Source organism: Indiicoccus explosivorum (genome assembly GCF_002167005.1).
GTDB classification, from domain to species: domain Bacteria; phylum Bacillota; class Bacilli; order Bacillales_A; family Planococcaceae; genus Indiicoccus; species Indiicoccus explosivorum.
The window spans coordinates 18,640-32,996 of sequence record NZ_NHTN01000055.1; the positions used below are offsets into that span (position 1 = coordinate 18,640).

Consider the following 14,357-nt stretch of genomic DNA (forward strand, 5'->3'; position numbering starts at 1 on the left):
CAATCAAACCATTTTTTGATGAAATGTTCGACAGCAATGGAGATCCGAAACCGCATTACCGGAAATTTTATGATCTCATACAGCAGTATTCGGAAGAAGAACTTCGGGAAAAGCACGTAACAGCACAGCTTTCTTTCCTCAGGCAGGGAATCACGTTCACCGTCTACAACGAGGAGAGCGGCAGCACAGAACGGACGATGCCGTTCGATTTCGTGCCGATCATCATCCCGCCTGAAGAATGGGAGACGATCGAGAAGGGGATGGTACAGCGCGTAGAAGCGCTGAATTTATTCCTCGAAGACATCTACAACAGCCAAAAGATTTTGGAGGAAGGGATCGTTCCCCGTCATTTGGTGGAAAACAACCCGTATTACTATGCCAAACAAGTGAAAGGCATTTCGGTCCCGCTCAACAACCACATTTTCCTTGCCGGCGTGGACTTGATCCGCGATGAAAACGGCAAATATCACGTGCTGGAAGATAACTTGCGCAATCCGTCCGGCATGTCCTACGTTTACCAGAACCGCTACGTCATGCGGCAGGTGTATCCGGAGCTGTTCGGCCGGCATGTCATCGAGACGCTCGAACACCAGCTGTCCTATCTCCACGAAGCGGTGCTGGACCACGGGCCGGCAGTGGAAGGCAGGAAACCCTTCGCAGTGCTGCTGACACCCGGCACTTATAATTCCGCGTATTATGACCACGTGTTCCTTGCACAGCAGATGGGCATGCAGCTCGTCGAAGGACGGGACCTGCTCGTGAAAAATGACGTGGTCTACATGAAATCGACGCGCGGCCTGAAGCAGGTGGACATCATTTATCGCCGGATCGATGATGATTTCCTTGACCCGGAAGCGTTCCGGGAAGATTCCGCGCTCGGGGTCACCGGCCTGATGCGGGCGTATAGAGCGGGGAACGTGGCCATCCTGAACGGCGTCGGGAACGGGGTCGCGGACGACAAGGCGATCTACGCCTATGTGCCGGAAATGATCCGCTATTACTTGAATGAAGAGCCGATCATCGCCAACGTGAAGACGTATATGCTCGACCGGGAAGATGAGCGGGCTTACGTGCTGGATCACCTGGAAGAGCTCGTCGTGAAAAATGTCGGCGCGTCCGGCGGCTACGACATGCTGATCGGACCGCATGCTTCGAAAGAACTCATTGAAGAGTTCCGCCAGAAGATCATCGAGAGCCCGCATCAATACATCGCCCAGCCGACATTGAAACTGTCGCGGGCACCCGCATACCAGGGGGAAGAATTTTATCCGTGCCACGTAGACCTGCGGGTGTTCGTCATGCGTGGGAAGGAATCCCATGTCCTGCCGGGCGGGCTGTCGAGAGTCGCCCTTAAGAAAGGGTCGCTTGTCGTCAACTCCTCTCAAGGCGGCGGCGGAAAGGACACCTGGGTGTTCAAACAGGAAAGGAGGGATGGCTGATGCTGAGCCGAGTGGCGAACTCGCTTTATTGGATGTCCCGGAACGCGGAGCGGGCGGAGAATAATGCCAGGATCCTCGATGCCCAGCTCTTGAAGCAGATTGAAGCATCAAGCGAGGAAATCGAATGGGAACGGGACTGGCGCCTGATTTTCGAAATTTGCGCATCGACTGCGGAAATGGAGAACATAACTGATTCGTCCGACGGAGAAGATAAGTTCGCGCGGTTCCTTGCACTGTCCCGGGAAAATCCGAATTCCGTCCTGAACTGCATCGGCTATGTCCGGGAAAACGCCCGGACGAGCCGCGACCATATCCCTGAAGACTATTGGCAGGCTTGGAATTCAAGCCATTTGGAACTGAAGGATACGAAACTCGAAGGAGCGTCGGTCCGTGAGATGCGGGCGTTTCTCGATAAAGTCAGGACAACGGCGGTCCTGTCGCAAGGAATCGTCGAATCCGCCATGACCCGCGATATGGCGTACCAGATCATTAAAATCGCGAAATGGCTGGAACGGGCGGAGAAGACTGCCCGCATCCTGAATGTCGTCTGCGAACGGACGAGGGAACGCCAGCTTGCGGCGGGCGTGGACGATTACTATTACTGGCGTGCCGCCCTGCGCATGGTGAACGGCTATGAGGCTTATCTGAAGGACCATCCGCCGAGACTCGATCCGCGCCCCGTACTCGAATTCCTGGTGTCGGAGGATTCTTTCCCGCGGTCGATCCGCTATTGCATGGAACACGTCCGGGACGCGGTATCGGCGATTGAAAACGGGAAGATCCGCCATTATTCCCAGAACCTTTTCCTGGCATTGGACCGCCTGCTGGAATCGCTGAAAAGCCTGAATGTGCAGCGGATGGATTCAGAGGAAATGATGGACTTCCTCAACCGCTTCCAGAACGACTGCAACGAAATCGGGATGATCTTCTCAAGCACTTATTACTTGAGCGAGCCGGCGTTCCAGAAGCAGTCCCAAGGCCAGCCGGTGTATAACAGCTACAGAGCCCAGATGCCGATGAAGTACAAAATCGAGCATACCAATATATTCGACTACGATTCGATCGTCGATCAGAGCATGAACTCGATCCGTCTGAAGCCCCGGACGGATGAATGCCAGCGGCTCCTGTCTTATCGGGCGGATATCGAACCCGCGACGATGACGACGGAATATACGGATATCTGGGGCAACAGCGTCGAGACGTTTTACATTGCGGAGCATCACCAGCACCTGGAGGTGAGGACCACGTCCATCGTCAGTGTACAGCGGAGCCCGTTCGTCCGGCGGCTCGATTACTCCCCGGAGATGAACGCGATTTTTTATTCGCAGCTGTTCCGCGAGCACTACTTCGCCTATTTGAGCAACACGTCGTACACGTACTTGACGCCGGAACAAATAGCGGAAGTGGATGACGAAATCGGCGAAATGACGAATCCGGTCCAGTATGCGCTGGATGCGATGGATTTCATCCATGACCGGTATGAATACAACGGGCAGTCGACCGACGTCAATACGATGGCGCAGGAATCGTTCGGCCTCCGGAAAGGTGTCTGTCAGGATATCACGCATGCCATGCTCGGCGCTTTGCGGGCGAAAGGCATTCCCGCCCGCTACGTCAGCGGCTACTTGTATGTCGGTGAAAACTCGGCGCTTGTCGGGGATGCGGCCAGCCATGCCTGGGTGGAATTCATGGTGCCGGGGATCGGCTGGGTCGGCCTTGATCCGACAAACAGCGTGGAAGCCCTGGAGAATCATATCCGTGTGGGGGTCGGACGCGACTATAACGACGTCAGCCCCGTACAGGGTGTCTACCGGGGCGGCAATCAGAGACTGGACGTCAAAGTGTCCGTCAGCCTTCTCGAAAGCTGAATAGAGCGACAGGCGATTAACGGGCGCCAGGCAGGCGGCTTTCCCGCGGAAACAGGATGCGGGGAAGCCGTTTTTTGATTCATGGATCATGAAAACGGGCGTGATGGAGGACTGGGGTCAGCTGCTTTCACACAAAGAATGAATTGAAAATTCATTGAATTCCGTGGACGGAATTTTCAATAAAATGTTGCAGGTTTTCCTGCAAAGAGGTATAATAAAAAAAGTAATTTGAGTCTGGCTACGGGCTGGAGGTGAAAGTCTTGCAGGAAATACTGCAGAGCATTGCAAATTCGTATAAGGATTTCAGTGCCGGTCAAAAAAAAGTGGGCGACTTGTTCATCGAGCAGCCTATTTTCCTCGCCTTTTCTTCTGCGCTGGAAGTCGGGCGGAAGGTGAACGTCAGTGAATCGACGGTTATCCGCTGGGCGCAGAAGCTCGGGTACAAAGGGTATGCGGAGTTCCAGCAGATTGTGCAGCAAAAGCTGGCGCAGGAGCGTCTCGAACAGCTGAACGCCGATGAAACCCCTCAGCAGGGCAGCCAGTCGCTATTGAGAAACCTTTTGAACTCGGACATCAGCAACCTTCAGCAGCTGAAGCAGTCGATCAACGAGGAAGACTTGCTGCAGGCAGTGGATCTCATCAGTCAGGCCGAGCGGATTTATGTGACCGGCAACACGTTTGATTACGGAATGGCTTATTCCTTCACGACCTGGCTCAGCCATACACTGGATCATACGGAAATGCTTATTTACGGAGACGGGCAGTATTACTTGCAGCTATCGAGATTGAACCCTGCCAGCACAGTCATCGCGTTCGCGTTCCCGCGATATGAAAAAATGGTGACCGAGACCGTGGAGACGGCGAAAGAGCAGGGGGCAAGGATTGTATTGATCACCGATTCGTCTGCAGCTCCAGCAGCGGAATTTGCGGATATTGCGCTGGAAGTGCCGATGAATTCCGACCTCGGGATCGACTCGTACACGGCCGCGAGTGCGCTTCTCACTTCCATCATGCGGTTTCTGTTCGTGAAGGAACATGAAAAAGTGAAGCGGAATTACGACCGGACGGAAGCGATGTACATGAAAAAGAACGTCTATCATTAATTCGGATGGGAAAGGCGATGGACAGGAACGCTCAATTTACAGCTACTCCCCGGTCCGACCGGCCGGGCGACTATAAAAGGAAAAGGGGAGAATGGAATGAAAAAGAAATATCCACTTATAGGAGCGCTTATTGCAACTGGCATGATCATCGGGGCATGCGGAGAAGAAGCCGCGGAACCGGCGGAACCTGAAGGTGAAGCGGGCGGGGAAGGCAATGAACTGAACCTCGTAAACCCAGGGCAGTTCACGACCGCCTCAAGCGGTCTCTATAAGCCGTTCAATTACACGGAAGACGGCGAACTGACAGGGTTCGATATCGCAATCTCCAAAGCGCTTGCCGAAGAGATGGGGCTGGAGCCGAATCCGGTGACGACGCCATGGGAGACAATCATCCAGGCGCTGATCGGTGAAAAATTCGATGCGGTCGTCGGTTCGATGGCCATCACCGATGAGCGGGCCGAGACGGTCGCGTTCTCTGATCCGTATTACCTGTCCGGCGGTAAAATTTTCGTTGCTGAAGACAACACTGAAATCCAGGGGCCGGAAGACCTCGAAGGCGTGACCATCGGCGTTGTCGCCCAGTCTACGTATGATGAAGCCGCTCAGGAGTACACGGATGACATCCAGTATTACAACAGTGACGTCACAGCCTTGCAGGACTTGACGACCGGCCGTCTCGATGCCGTCATCACGGCGGATATCGTGGGCTATGAGGCGATGGAATCCGGCCTTGAGATCAAGGATGTCGGCAAGAACTTGTGGATTGAAGAAGCGGCTGTCGCTGTCCGTCCTGAAGATGAAGCCCTTCTTGAAGAAGTCAATCGCGCGCTCGATGCAATTATCGAAGACGGTACGTATGCCGAAATCTCTGAAGAATGGTTCGGCAGAAACCTCCTGGAAACAGAAACGGAAGGCGTCGAAATCCTGCGATAAGCTGAAAGAGGGGAAGCCTGATGGAACGGATTCAAACAATATTTGCTATTTTTCTTGATACGTGGCCGGGATTCCTCGAAGCGGTTGTCATCACGCTTGAACTGACAGCCGTTTCGGTAGTCCTCGGGACGCTGCTCGGCTTGATTTTTGCATTGATGAAAATTTCGAAGTCCAAGATCTTTCAAGGGATTGCGAACTTCTACATTACCGTCATCCGCGGGACACCGCTGATCGTTCAGATCATGTTCCTGTATTTCGGGATTACGGAAATTGTCGTCCTGGACGCCTTTTGGGCGGGGTCCATCGCCCTCGGTGTCCATAATGGAGCGTACATCGCGGAGATTTTCCGTGGCGCCATACAGGGAATCGACTACGGGCAGACGGAAGCCAGCCGCGCGCTCGGTATGACGAACTCGCAGACCATGCGCCGGATCGTCTTTCCGCAGGCGCTCCGCCGTTCGATTCCGCCGCTCGGGAACCAGTTCATCATCACACTGAAGGACTCTTCGCTCGTTTACCTGATCGGGGTTTCCGAACTCTTCGCGATTGCGACCAGGGAAGCAGCCGCTTCCTTCAAGCAATTCGAGACGTACATCGTGGTCGGGGCCTATTACCTGGCGTTAGTCCTGATCTTCAGTTACTTGCTGAAATGGTATGAGAACAGACTCGATGTGGATAAAGCATAAGGGGGGACGGACATGATTACAGGAGAAGATATCCATAAATCTTTTGGCGATCTGGAAGTGCTGAAAGGGATCGATCTGCATGTCGAGCCCCAAGAAGTTGTCGTTCTGGTCGGAGTCAGCGGATCTGGGAAAAGCACGCTGCTCCGCTGCTTCAATTTTTTGGAGATGATCAATAGCGGGAAAATCATAATCGACGGCAAAGAGATAAATCCGAAGAAGGACAACCTTTCGGAAATCCGGGCGGAAGTGGGGATGGTGTTCCAGCATTTTAACTTATTCCCTCATAAGACGGTGCTTGAAAATGTAATGGAAGCCCCTGTCGTCGTCAAAAAAGAGAAGAAAGAAATCGCACAGAAGAAGGGCCTGGAACTGCTGGATAAAGTAGGGCTGGGCGATAAAGCGGACGTCTACCCGAGTAAGCTGTCGGGCGGACAGAAGCAGCGCGTGGCCATCGCGCGTGCGCTCGCCATGGAACCGAAAGTGCTGCTCTTCGATGAGCCGACATCGGCGCTCGACCCTGAACTGGTCGGAGAGGTGCTGCAGGTTATGAAGCAGCTTGCCGAAGAAGGGATGACCATGGTCGTCGTGACGCATGAAATGAGTTTCGCCCGTGAAGTGGCGGACCGCGTCATCATGCTCGACAAGGGCCGGATCATCGAATCGGCCGATCCGGTGACGTTTTTCGAGAATCCGTCACACGAACGGACAAAGCAGTTCATCCAGATGGTCAAATGAACACAGAAGCGAAAAAGGGCTCCGGCAGCGAATGCGCCGGGCCCTTTTTTCATGCTAGCCGTTGCCGCAGCACACAGGCCGGGCAGATACGGGGTCTCACCAATCGATTTCATCCGGGTACTCTTTATTGAACCCCACCTCATGGATCGGTTTTTTAGGCGGACCAGCGACTTTCAGCACTTCTTGCCGGAATGACTGGTAATCCTGGTCCTGCTGGGCGATTTTCATGGCGACGGCGGCCAGGTTCTGTTCCCGCTCTTCCTTTGTCCAGTCGATCATTTTCAAGTTTAGCATATCCACGTACTGGACGGCATACTCTTCGACGGAAGTGTCACCGGCATACGCCTGCCGGACACTCTCAATCGCGTCATACGGGATGTGACCCTGCAGGCAGTCCAGAACGAGAGCCTGAAAATTCCTGACTGTGTTCAGGTCGAGGTCCCACTCCGGATGGGCGGCTTCTTGCTTATATAACCGGATGAAATCCTTCAGTGCCACCACGGCGAACAGCGCTTCCGGCCACAGAACTTCGACGGAGAAGTAAATATTCTTATCCGGTGCGATGAACCCGTGCTGGACTTTGATGTGCTCGTGCAGGCCGTTGAAGACCTTCTCGACGTTCCGGTCCCCTTGCGCCGCATGGCGGACTTCGTAGCAAATGCCCAAGATCCGCATCCGGGCGCCTTCATAGCCATAGTATTTGTTTTCATCGCCTATCACCTTATAGAACGACATCACCAAGTTATCCAAGTCGAAATAATCTCCGCTGATTTTGATGCCCGCCTGATTGGGCGTGGCTGTCACTGCGAGCATTGCGATTCCTCCTTATCGTTTCGGTGTGTAGCCGAGTTCGCTGAACAGGCGGGTCCGTTCTTCTTCCGATAAATCGCGCCATTCGCCTGTTTTGAGGCCGTTCAGCCGGATATTCATGATGCGGACGCGCCGGAGTGCGCGCACCTCGTAACCGAGAGCGGCGCACATCCGGCGGATCTGCCGGTTCAGCCCTTGCTTGAGGGTGATGCGGAACCGGTTGCGGCCGGCCCGTTCGGTGACAGCGGGCAGCGTCCGTGTCCCGAGGATCTCGACACCTTCCGCCATCCGCTCAAGGAATTCGTCGGTGACGGGCTTATCGACCGTGACGATGTATTCCTTTTCGTGCTCGTTCTCCGCCCGCAGAATTTCATTGACGATGTCTCCATCATTCGTCAATAAAATAAGGCCCTCCGATTCCTTATCCAGCCGGCCCACGTGGAAAATCCGCAGCGGATGGCCGACGAAATCAATGATATTCCCTTCGATATGGCGTTCAGTCGTACTCGTGATGCCGGCGGGTTTGTTCAGTTTGATGTAGACGTATTCTTCCGCGGGCTGTTCGATCAGTTCGCCATCCACCCGCACCTCGTCTCCGGGAGAAACTTTGCTGCCAAGCTCGGCGGCCTTCCCGTTGATCGTCACGCGTCCGGCCTCGATGAATTTGTCGGCACCGCGCCGGGAAGTGATGCCTGTCTCGCTCAAGAATTTATTGATCCGCATAATAAAACCCTCTCATTTTTTCAGTCACATTTCCCAGTATACCCGCTGGCCGGGAAAATAAAAAATTTATCCGAAATAGAACCCTAGTAATTGCAAAGTTACGATTTTTTTGACAATATAAAAGGGTAGCCTGTATGTAAGCGCATACACCGGTCTGCAGTTTACACCAAAAAGGGAGGAATGGAGAAATGGTTTACGCAATACCGAATTCGGAAGGGACAAAAGTGATTTTCAAGGACCGCTACGATAATTTCATCGGCGGGTCATGGCGCGCGCCGGAGAAAGGCCAGTACTTCGACAATGTATCGCCGGTGACCGGAAAACCGTTCACGCAAATAGCCCGTTCGACTGCCGAAGACATAGAAGCGGCCATTGATGCGGCCCATGCGGCTTTCACTACGTGGGGCAAAACATCTGTGACTGAACGATCGAACATACTCCTGAAAATTGCAGACCGGATGGAACAGAATTTGGAGAAACTGGCAGTAGCCGAGACGTGGGATAACGGAAAAGCGGTCAGGGAGACGCTCAATGCGGACTTGCCGCTGGCGATCGATCACTTCCGCTACTTCGCAGGCGTCATCCGTGCACAGGAAGGCTCAATCGGTGAAATCGACAAAGATACAGTGGCGTACCATTTCCATGAGCCGCTCGGTGTTGTCGGGCAGATCATCCCGTGGAACTTCCCGCTGCTGATGGCTACCTGGAAACTCGCTCCGGCGCTCGCTGCCGGAAACTGCGTCGTGCTGAAGCCGGCTGAACAGACACCGGCAAGCATTCTCGTGTGGGCCGAGCTCATTGAAGACCTTCTGCCGCCGGGCGTCCTCAACATTGTCAACGGGTTCGGCCTCGAAGCCGGAAAGCCGCTCGCATCGAATCCGCGCATCAGTAAAGTGGCGTTCACCGGTGAAACGACGACAGGCCGGCTGATCATGCAGTATGCATCGCAAAATCTCATTCCGGTGACATTGGAACTGGGCGGTAAATCGCCGAACATCTTCTTCAAGGACGTCATGGACGAGGATGATTCTTTCCTCGATAAAGCGATCGAAGGATTCGTCATGTTCGCGCTCAATCAGGGCGAAGTATGTACGTGCCCTTCCCGTGCACTGATCCACGAGGATATTTACGATGCGTTCATGGAGCGCGCACTGAAGCGGATCGAAGCGATCAAAGTCGGCGACCCGCTGGATCCGGAAACGATGATGGGGGCCCAAGCCTCGAGCGAACAGCTCGAAAAGATCCTCTCTTACATCGATATCGGCAAGCAGGAGGGGGCGGAAGTGCTCATCGGCGGTGAACGCAATGTGCTGGAAGGCGATCTCCGTGAAGGCTATTATGTGAAGCCGACCGTCTTCAAAGGCCACAACAAGATGCGCATTTTCCAGGAAGAGATTTTCGGTCCCGTCGTATCGGTGACGACATTCAAGACGAAGGAAGAAGCGCTCGAAATCGCCAACGACACGCTGTATGGGCTCGGTGCAGGCATCTGGACACGCGACACGAACACAGCGTTCCGTTTCGGCCGCGGTATCCAGGCGGGCCGCGTATGGACGAACTGCTATCACCAGTACCCGGCGCACGCGGCGTTCGGCGGCTACAAGCAGTCCGGCATCGGCCGCGAAAACCATAAGATGATGCTGGAACATTACCAGCAGACGAAAAACATGCTCGTCAGCTACAGCACGGACCCGGCTGGATTCTTTTAAGCCGAAAGGAGAGGCGGTTTATGGTTGAACGCGTCAAGGCGACGGAAGCGGCACTGGAACTGATCGATTTGCTGAAAGAGAAGCATGGGCCCGTCATGTTCCATCAGTCGGGCGGCTGCTGCGACGGCAGTTCACCGATGTGTTTTCCGGAAGGGGAATTCCTCGTCGGCGACCAGGATGTGCTCCTCGGTGAAATCGGCGGGAGTAAGTTCTACATGCACCGGTCGCAATTCGATTACTGGAGCCATACACAGCTCATCATCGACGTGGTGGACGGCAGGGGCGGGATGTTCTCGCTGGAAGGCGTGGAAGGGAAGCGGTTCCTGACCCGTTCCCGGCCGTTTTCGGAAGAAGAGATGAAAGAGCTGCAGGGACAGGAAGTTTGAAGGAAGGCAGTCCGCAGGGGCTGCTTTTTTTCTGCTGGAAAACCTTCAGGGAAAAGGATTTTCGCCATGATGCGAAGAATCAGATGAAGAACCGAAAACGGATTGAGGAGGCGGAGAATATGATCAGCAAGCTCGGGCAAGTCATGATTTATGTCAGGGACCAAAGGGCGTGTGTGGAATTCTGGACGGAGAAAATGGGGTTCGAACTGGTTGCCGAGCACCGGATCGGGGAAATTGAATGGTTCGAACTATCACCGGGGGCAGAGGGCGGAACGAACCTTGTGCTCCATGACAAAGAGAAAATTGCTCAGCTGGAACCGGAGCTGGATCTCGGCGTGCCATCACTCCTGTTCTTTTCAGATGAACTCGAGGAACTCCGCAGCAGTCTGACGGCCAAAGGTGTGAAAACCGGAGAAATCACGGAGATGCCGGGCGGAAGAGTGTTTAATTTTGCGGATCCGGAAGACAACTACTTTGCGGTCAAAGAGACGGGAGGCGAGTCTTGAAGGCAATTGCCTATAAAGGGAACTGGTGTTCTTTTATTGTGCTTAAAGCGTTGCTGTGTATGGATTTCACTTCTTTGAAATGATATAATAGAGAGAACGAAAGGTGGTCGTTCTCTTGTCGAAATCTGTTAAACAAATAACACCGGATCAGACCGAACGCGCTGTTTTGAGCGCTGCCCATTCCCTGTTGACTGAAGGGTTCGATGTATCGGGGGAGGACCAGGAATTTGTCCGGCTGTTTTTGTCCGGCGATCGGACGGAACGCCAATTCCATGAAGCCGTCAAAGCGAAGTATGATGTCTAAGTATAGGCACACGTCCTTCTACTGCTATCCGGGCACCGATGTTCTCATCAATAAATTCGATATCCGCGATGAAGAAAAATTGAAGGAAATCGAGAAAGTGTATACGCTATTCCGGCTGTCGGAGCTGCATTTAAGCCGACCGGCCGACCCGCCGGATATGGAGGCATTCCTGGAAATCCATCGCCGGATTTTTCAGGATGTTTACGATTTCGCCGGCGAATTGAGAAAGGAAATGATTTCAAAAGGAAATTCCGCTTTCGCCCATCCCGACTTCATTGAGCCGCAGCTGCGTGAGATTTTCGATGGCCTGAAAAGGGAGCGGTATTTAAAGGGACTTCCGAAAAATGAACTCATTCCGCGTCTTGCCTATTATTTAAGTGAACTCAATGCGCTCCACCCGTTCCGGGAAGGGAATGGCCGGTCAGTCCGCGAATTTTCGCGCCAGCTGATGCAGGGGGCCGGATATGAGTTGAAGTGGGAACAGATTGAAGAGCCTGCCTTCATCATCAATGCGTTTGTGGATTCTTTTTATGGGGACAATGCACGGCTCGAAGCGATTTTATCCGAAATACTTCACGAAAAAGGTCCGGGCAGCTGACTGCCCGGACCTTTTCTAGTCCGTTTTCCCCAAATTTTCTTCCAGCCATCGGATGCCGAATTCGACAAGCGGACGCATTTCAACGACTTGGGTCTTCGCCTGGCCAAGCTGCCCTTCTTTGATGTCGCCAGGGTAAGCAGCGGCGATTTCCGGGAACCGGCCGGAGTCGGTGTCGGCCTGGATGAATGTCTGCCAAATGCGTTTGCCGTCTTTCATGACAGCTGCTCCCTGCGGATAAGAGCCCCAAATTTCCTGTTCGTATTCCGCGAAATGGAGCGCGGTGCATGAATCGAATCCTACGCCGATGAGCACAATCTTGACGTCGGCCTTCATCATTTTGCCGAGCGGCGAACTCTCACCGAACGAATCATCGATCGGGTGTTCGCTCATCCAGTCTTCTGCTTTCCGGCCCCAAGCCATGAAAGAATGAGCGGGATGCATGCTGCGGATGGTGCCGGGATGCCGGTGGAAGCATTCCGCGATGCGTCCCATACCGCGCATCGATGACAAGTGCGGGTCATAAGCCGGATAGTGGTCCCGGATCGCCTGGTGCCATTCTTTGGGCACGGGAGGTGCTTCCCAGTACATAGGATCGGAATTATCGGCCGATTGCGCCGGCATCACGATCGTGCCTTCCGCCGTCACCGTTTCAAGCAGCGCTTCGACGACCGCCTGCGCGCCGCCAGCCACCCAGCCGATTGCACTGAGCGATGAGTGGACGATGATTTCATCACCCTTTTCGATTCCCAAGGCATTCAAGTCTTTCTTCAGTTTCTCTTTTGTCTGCAATTCTCTTGAACTCATGACAGTCATCAATTCCGTCATCCTCATTCCCCCTGAAATCAATATAGCATAACCGGTCACCTGTAATGCAAAAAGCCGTCAGTCCGACGGCTTTTCGACGTTCGACAGGGCATCGCCTGCCTGCTTTTTAATGATTGATAAACTGCCGTCCGTCTCGAGAACGACTGCCTTCACTTCGCTCATTGTCCCGATGCCCTGCTTGCGGATTGCCTGAAGGATTTCAACTTCTAAGACACGCTCGCTTTTCATGGCTTCCCTGTAATACGTTCCTTCCGAATACAGGAGTTTGGGGTTAGCTTTCACTAAGTTGGTGAACTTATCCGATCGATAAGATAGGAATGTAACTGCAAACTGGGCAAAAACCAGAATCGCGAAGCCGAGAATTCCCTCGATCAGACTGATGCTGGTGTTAAGAATGACGGATGATATCGCCGAGCCGAAGGCGATTGTGATAATGAAGTCGAACATATTGAGTTTAGACAGTGTCCGTTTTTTGGAGATGCGCAGTAGGATCACGAGCGCGATATATGCAAGAATCCCTCCCAGAATAATTTGCTTAAAACTTTGCATCGTAATTTCAAACATATATCTCTTCCTTTCATAAGAAATTAGAATAAAGAAACATAAAAACTATAGAATTTATTTATAATTGTTCCGGGCGTATGATGGAGACAGTGAGGAGTGATCATATGGAATTCATTACCCTATTTTTGATTGGATTAACAGCGACCACGATAGGGACGATGGCAGGAGGAGGCGGCATGATCAGCCTGCCGGCGATGTTGCTGCTCGGCATACCGGTCCATTCGGCGATCGGAGCGAACAAAGTTTCGAATACCGTTTCATCACTGTCGAGTTTTCTCGTCGTCTACCGAAAAAAACAAGTGACACTGAAAGAGGCGTTTCTGATTTTGCCGTTCAGTCTGACAGGCGGTGTGCTTGGCGGCCTGCTGGCAGTCAGCTTCACGGAAGAGACGATGAAACTGGTGGCTGTTATCCTGCTGGCGTTCGCATTCGCTGTTTCATTCATCGGCAAACAGGATTTCAGCGGTGGAAAAATGTTCTCGCTGCGCGGGAAAGGTGCTGGCGGCCTGCTTGGCGCCGGCGTGTATGACGGGATGTTCGGGCCGGGCAATGGCACGCTTCTCATGATGCTGTTCGGCAAGCTGAATCTCTCCTACATGCGCTCGGTAGGACTTACGAGAATCGCTGTATTCTCGAGCTGCATCGGGGCCGCCGCCACATATATCGCGGCCGGGGCGATCATCTGGCCGCTGACGGCCGCCCTGCTGCTCGGCTCGCTGAGCGGTGCGCAGGTCGGTGTCCGGCTTGCCGGAAAGCTGAAGCCCCAATACGTCAAACCGATGCTGCGCCTCGTGACGGTTCTGCTGATCCTGCAGATCACCTGGCAGCGATGAAGAGCGAAGTGTTGTAAGAGAAAGGGTATTAACCATGAACCGGTAAGACGATGAAAAAACTCCCTTTATTAGGGAGTTTTTTTAATGATGTACGGGATCGCGGCCGCCCGAGTAGTAATAGAGCGTTTCGATCAGGCGGGATTTCTGCCGCTTGATGGTGTGGGCGGAAACATTGAGCAGAAGGGAGAAGCCGGATTCGAATGTCAGCCGGACTTCGCGTCCCATCGGTTCGATCATGTAGTCCTGATTGAAAATCCAGGCGCATTCCGGCTGGTTCGGGGACATGGTCGGGAACGCACCGACTCCGGATGGCGAAATCAGGACCGGTGTTTTTT

At 53.5% G+C, this 14,357-nt stretch carries 17 protein-coding genes; 12 read left to right on the forward strand and 5 right to left on the reverse strand.

The genetic code is table 11. The features are described from left to right. The first annotated feature begins 23 nt into the window (after positions 1-23). The 6 genes from CCE92_RS13400 to CCE92_RS13425 all read left to right on the forward strand — a co-directional run bounded on the left by CCE92_RS13400 (position 24) and on the right by CCE92_RS13425 (position 6,764). Positions 24-1,439 (forward strand): circularly permuted type 2 ATP-grasp protein, encoded by a 1,416-nt coding sequence (locus tag CCE92_RS13400; RefSeq protein WP_088008685.1) that lies wholly within the window; start codon positions 24-26, stop codon positions 1,437-1,439. After that, positions 1,439-3,307 carry an alpha-E domain-containing protein gene (locus tag CCE92_RS13405; protein WP_088008687.1) on the forward strand — a complete coding sequence of 623 codons (1,869 nt, stop codon included), beginning with the start codon at positions 1,439-1,441 and terminating at the stop codon, positions 3,305-3,307. Before CCE92_RS13400 ends, CCE92_RS13405 begins: the two co-directional genes overlap by 1 nt. 260 nt (positions 3,308-3,567) lie before the next feature. Next, positions 3,568-4,410 carry a MurR/RpiR family transcriptional regulator gene (locus CCE92_RS13410; RefSeq protein ID WP_088008689.1) on the forward strand — a complete coding sequence of 281 codons (843 nt, stop codon included), beginning with the start codon at positions 3,568-3,570 and terminating at the stop codon, positions 4,408-4,410. 96 nt (positions 4,411-4,506) lie between these two features. After that, entirely contained in the window at positions 4,507-5,343 is an 837-nt protein-coding gene (locus tag CCE92_RS13415; protein WP_088008691.1) for a transporter substrate-binding domain-containing protein, read from the forward strand. Between the two features lie 20 nt (positions 5,344-5,363). Continuing rightward, positions 5,364-6,029 carry an amino acid ABC transporter permease gene (locus CCE92_RS13420; protein WP_175578104.1) on the forward strand — a complete coding sequence of 222 codons (666 nt, stop codon included), beginning with the start codon at positions 5,364-5,366 and terminating at the stop codon, positions 6,027-6,029. A gap of 12 nt (positions 6,030-6,041) precedes the next feature. Then, a complete protein-coding gene (locus CCE92_RS13425; RefSeq protein WP_088008695.1) occupies positions 6,042-6,764 on the forward strand; it encodes an amino acid ABC transporter ATP-binding protein in 723 nt (240 codons plus the stop codon). Positions 6,765-6,860: 96 nt separating this feature from the next. Here the strand turns inward: CCE92_RS13425 and CCE92_RS13430 are convergent, their stop codons facing one another. Together CCE92_RS13430 and rluF are read right to left on the reverse strand one after the other, a co-directional pair. Then, the gene (locus CCE92_RS13430; RefSeq protein ID WP_088008697.1) at positions 6,861-7,577 is read right to left on the reverse strand and encodes a DUF6904 family protein; all 717 of its coding nucleotides are present in this window, start codon (positions 7,575-7,577) and stop codon (positions 6,861-6,863) included. Positions 7,578-7,589: 12 nt separating this feature from the next. Then, entirely contained in the window at positions 7,590-8,297 is a 708-nt protein-coding gene (gene rluF, locus CCE92_RS13435) for a 23S rRNA pseudouridine(2604) synthase RluF (protein ID WP_088008699.1), read from the reverse strand. Positions 8,298-8,485: 188 nt separating this feature from the next. On the opposite strand from rluF, the gene adh reads away from it, so the two are divergent. From adh to CCE92_RS13460, 5 genes are all read left to right on the forward strand, one after another. Next, on the forward strand, positions 8,486-10,006 hold the full coding sequence (adh, locus tag CCE92_RS13440; protein WP_088008701.1) for an aldehyde dehydrogenase: 1,521 nt from the start codon (positions 8,486-8,488) through the stop codon (positions 10,004-10,006). A gap of 20 nt (positions 10,007-10,026) precedes the next feature. Then, complete coding sequence (locus CCE92_RS13445; RefSeq protein WP_088008703.1) at positions 10,027-10,392, forward strand: DUF779 domain-containing protein; 366 nt, start codon at positions 10,027-10,029, stop codon at positions 10,390-10,392. Positions 10,393-10,511: 119 nt separating this feature from the next. Continuing rightward, the gene (locus CCE92_RS13450) at positions 10,512-10,898 is read left to right on the forward strand and encodes a VOC family protein (RefSeq protein ID WP_088008721.1); all 387 of its coding nucleotides are present in this window, start codon (positions 10,512-10,514) and stop codon (positions 10,896-10,898) included. Between the two features lie 115 nt (positions 10,899-11,013). Next, positions 11,014-11,202 (forward strand): hypothetical protein, encoded by a 189-nt coding sequence (locus CCE92_RS13455; protein WP_088008705.1) that lies wholly within the window; start codon positions 11,014-11,016, stop codon positions 11,200-11,202. Further along, positions 11,195-11,800 carry a Fic/DOC family protein gene (locus tag CCE92_RS13460; RefSeq protein ID WP_088008707.1) on the forward strand — a complete coding sequence of 202 codons (606 nt, stop codon included), beginning with the start codon at positions 11,195-11,197 and terminating at the stop codon, positions 11,798-11,800. The genes CCE92_RS13455 and CCE92_RS13460 overlap by 8 nt, the downstream gene beginning before the upstream one ends. 15 nt (positions 11,801-11,815) lie before the next feature. Here the strand turns inward: CCE92_RS13460 and CCE92_RS13465 are convergent, their stop codons facing one another. Beyond that, positions 11,816-12,625: an AAC(3) family N-acetyltransferase gene (locus CCE92_RS13465; protein WP_088008709.1), complete on the reverse strand. Its 810-nt coding sequence runs from the start codon at positions 12,623-12,625 to the stop codon at positions 11,816-11,818. 57 nt (positions 12,626-12,682) lie between these two features. Then, positions 12,683-13,189: a DUF421 domain-containing protein gene (locus tag CCE92_RS13470; RefSeq protein ID WP_088008711.1), complete on the reverse strand. Its 507-nt coding sequence runs from the start codon at positions 13,187-13,189 to the stop codon at positions 12,683-12,685. 104 nt (positions 13,190-13,293) lie between these two features. Between CCE92_RS13470 and CCE92_RS13475 the strand changes: the two genes are divergently transcribed. Continuing rightward, the gene (locus tag CCE92_RS13475; protein WP_088008714.1) at positions 13,294-14,022 is read left to right on the forward strand and encodes a sulfite exporter TauE/SafE family protein; all 729 of its coding nucleotides are present in this window, start codon (positions 13,294-13,296) and stop codon (positions 14,020-14,022) included. 81 nt (positions 14,023-14,103) lie between these two features. On the opposite strand, the gene CCE92_RS13480 is transcribed toward CCE92_RS13475, so the two are convergent. Continuing rightward, positions 14,104-14,357: competence protein ComK (locus tag CCE92_RS13480; RefSeq protein WP_175578105.1), on the reverse strand; the 254-nt coding region annotated here is incomplete at its 5' end.

Coding starts and splice junctions, on each gene's coding strand:
- CCE92_RS13420 (WP_175578104.1), top strand. CDS start 5,364: ATGGAACGGATTCAAACAATATTTGCTATTTTTCTTGATACGTGGCCG.
- CCE92_RS13405 (WP_088008687.1), top strand. CDS start 1,439: ATGCTGAGCCGAGTGGCGAACTCGCTTTATTGGATGTCCCGGAACGCG.
- CCE92_RS13400 (WP_088008685.1), top strand. CDS start 24: ATGTTCGACAGCAATGGAGATCCGAAACCGCATTACCGGAAATTTTAT.
- CCE92_RS13475 (WP_088008714.1), top strand. CDS start 13,294: ATGGAATTCATTACCCTATTTTTGATTGGATTAACAGCGACCACGATA.
- CCE92_RS13450 (WP_088008721.1), top strand. CDS start 10,512: ATGATCAGCAAGCTCGGGCAAGTCATGATTTATGTCAGGGACCAAAGG.
- CCE92_RS13470 (WP_088008711.1), bottom strand. CDS start 13,189: ATGTTTGAAATTACGATGCAAAGTTTTAAGCAAATTATTCTGGGAGGG.
- CCE92_RS13445 (WP_088008703.1), top strand. CDS start 10,027: ATGGTTGAACGCGTCAAGGCGACGGAAGCGGCACTGGAACTGATCGAT.
- CCE92_RS13460 (WP_088008707.1), top strand. CDS start 11,195: ATGTCTAAGTATAGGCACACGTCCTTCTACTGCTATCCGGGCACCGAT.
- rluF (WP_088008699.1), bottom strand. CDS start 8,297: ATGCGGATCAATAAATTCTTGAGCGAGACAGGCATCACTTCCCGGCGC.
- CCE92_RS13465 (WP_088008709.1), bottom strand. CDS start 12,625: ATGACGGAATTGATGACTGTCATGAGTTCAAGAGAATTGCAGACAAAA.
- CCE92_RS13415 (WP_088008691.1), top strand. CDS start 4,507: ATGAAAAAGAAATATCCACTTATAGGAGCGCTTATTGCAACTGGCATG.
- CCE92_RS13425 (WP_088008695.1), top strand. CDS start 6,042: ATGATTACAGGAGAAGATATCCATAAATCTTTTGGCGATCTGGAAGTG.
- CCE92_RS13430 (WP_088008697.1), bottom strand. CDS start 7,577: ATGCTCGCAGTGACAGCCACGCCCAATCAGGCGGGCATCAAAATCAGC.
- adh (WP_088008701.1), top strand. CDS start 8,486: ATGGTTTACGCAATACCGAATTCGGAAGGGACAAAAGTGATTTTCAAG.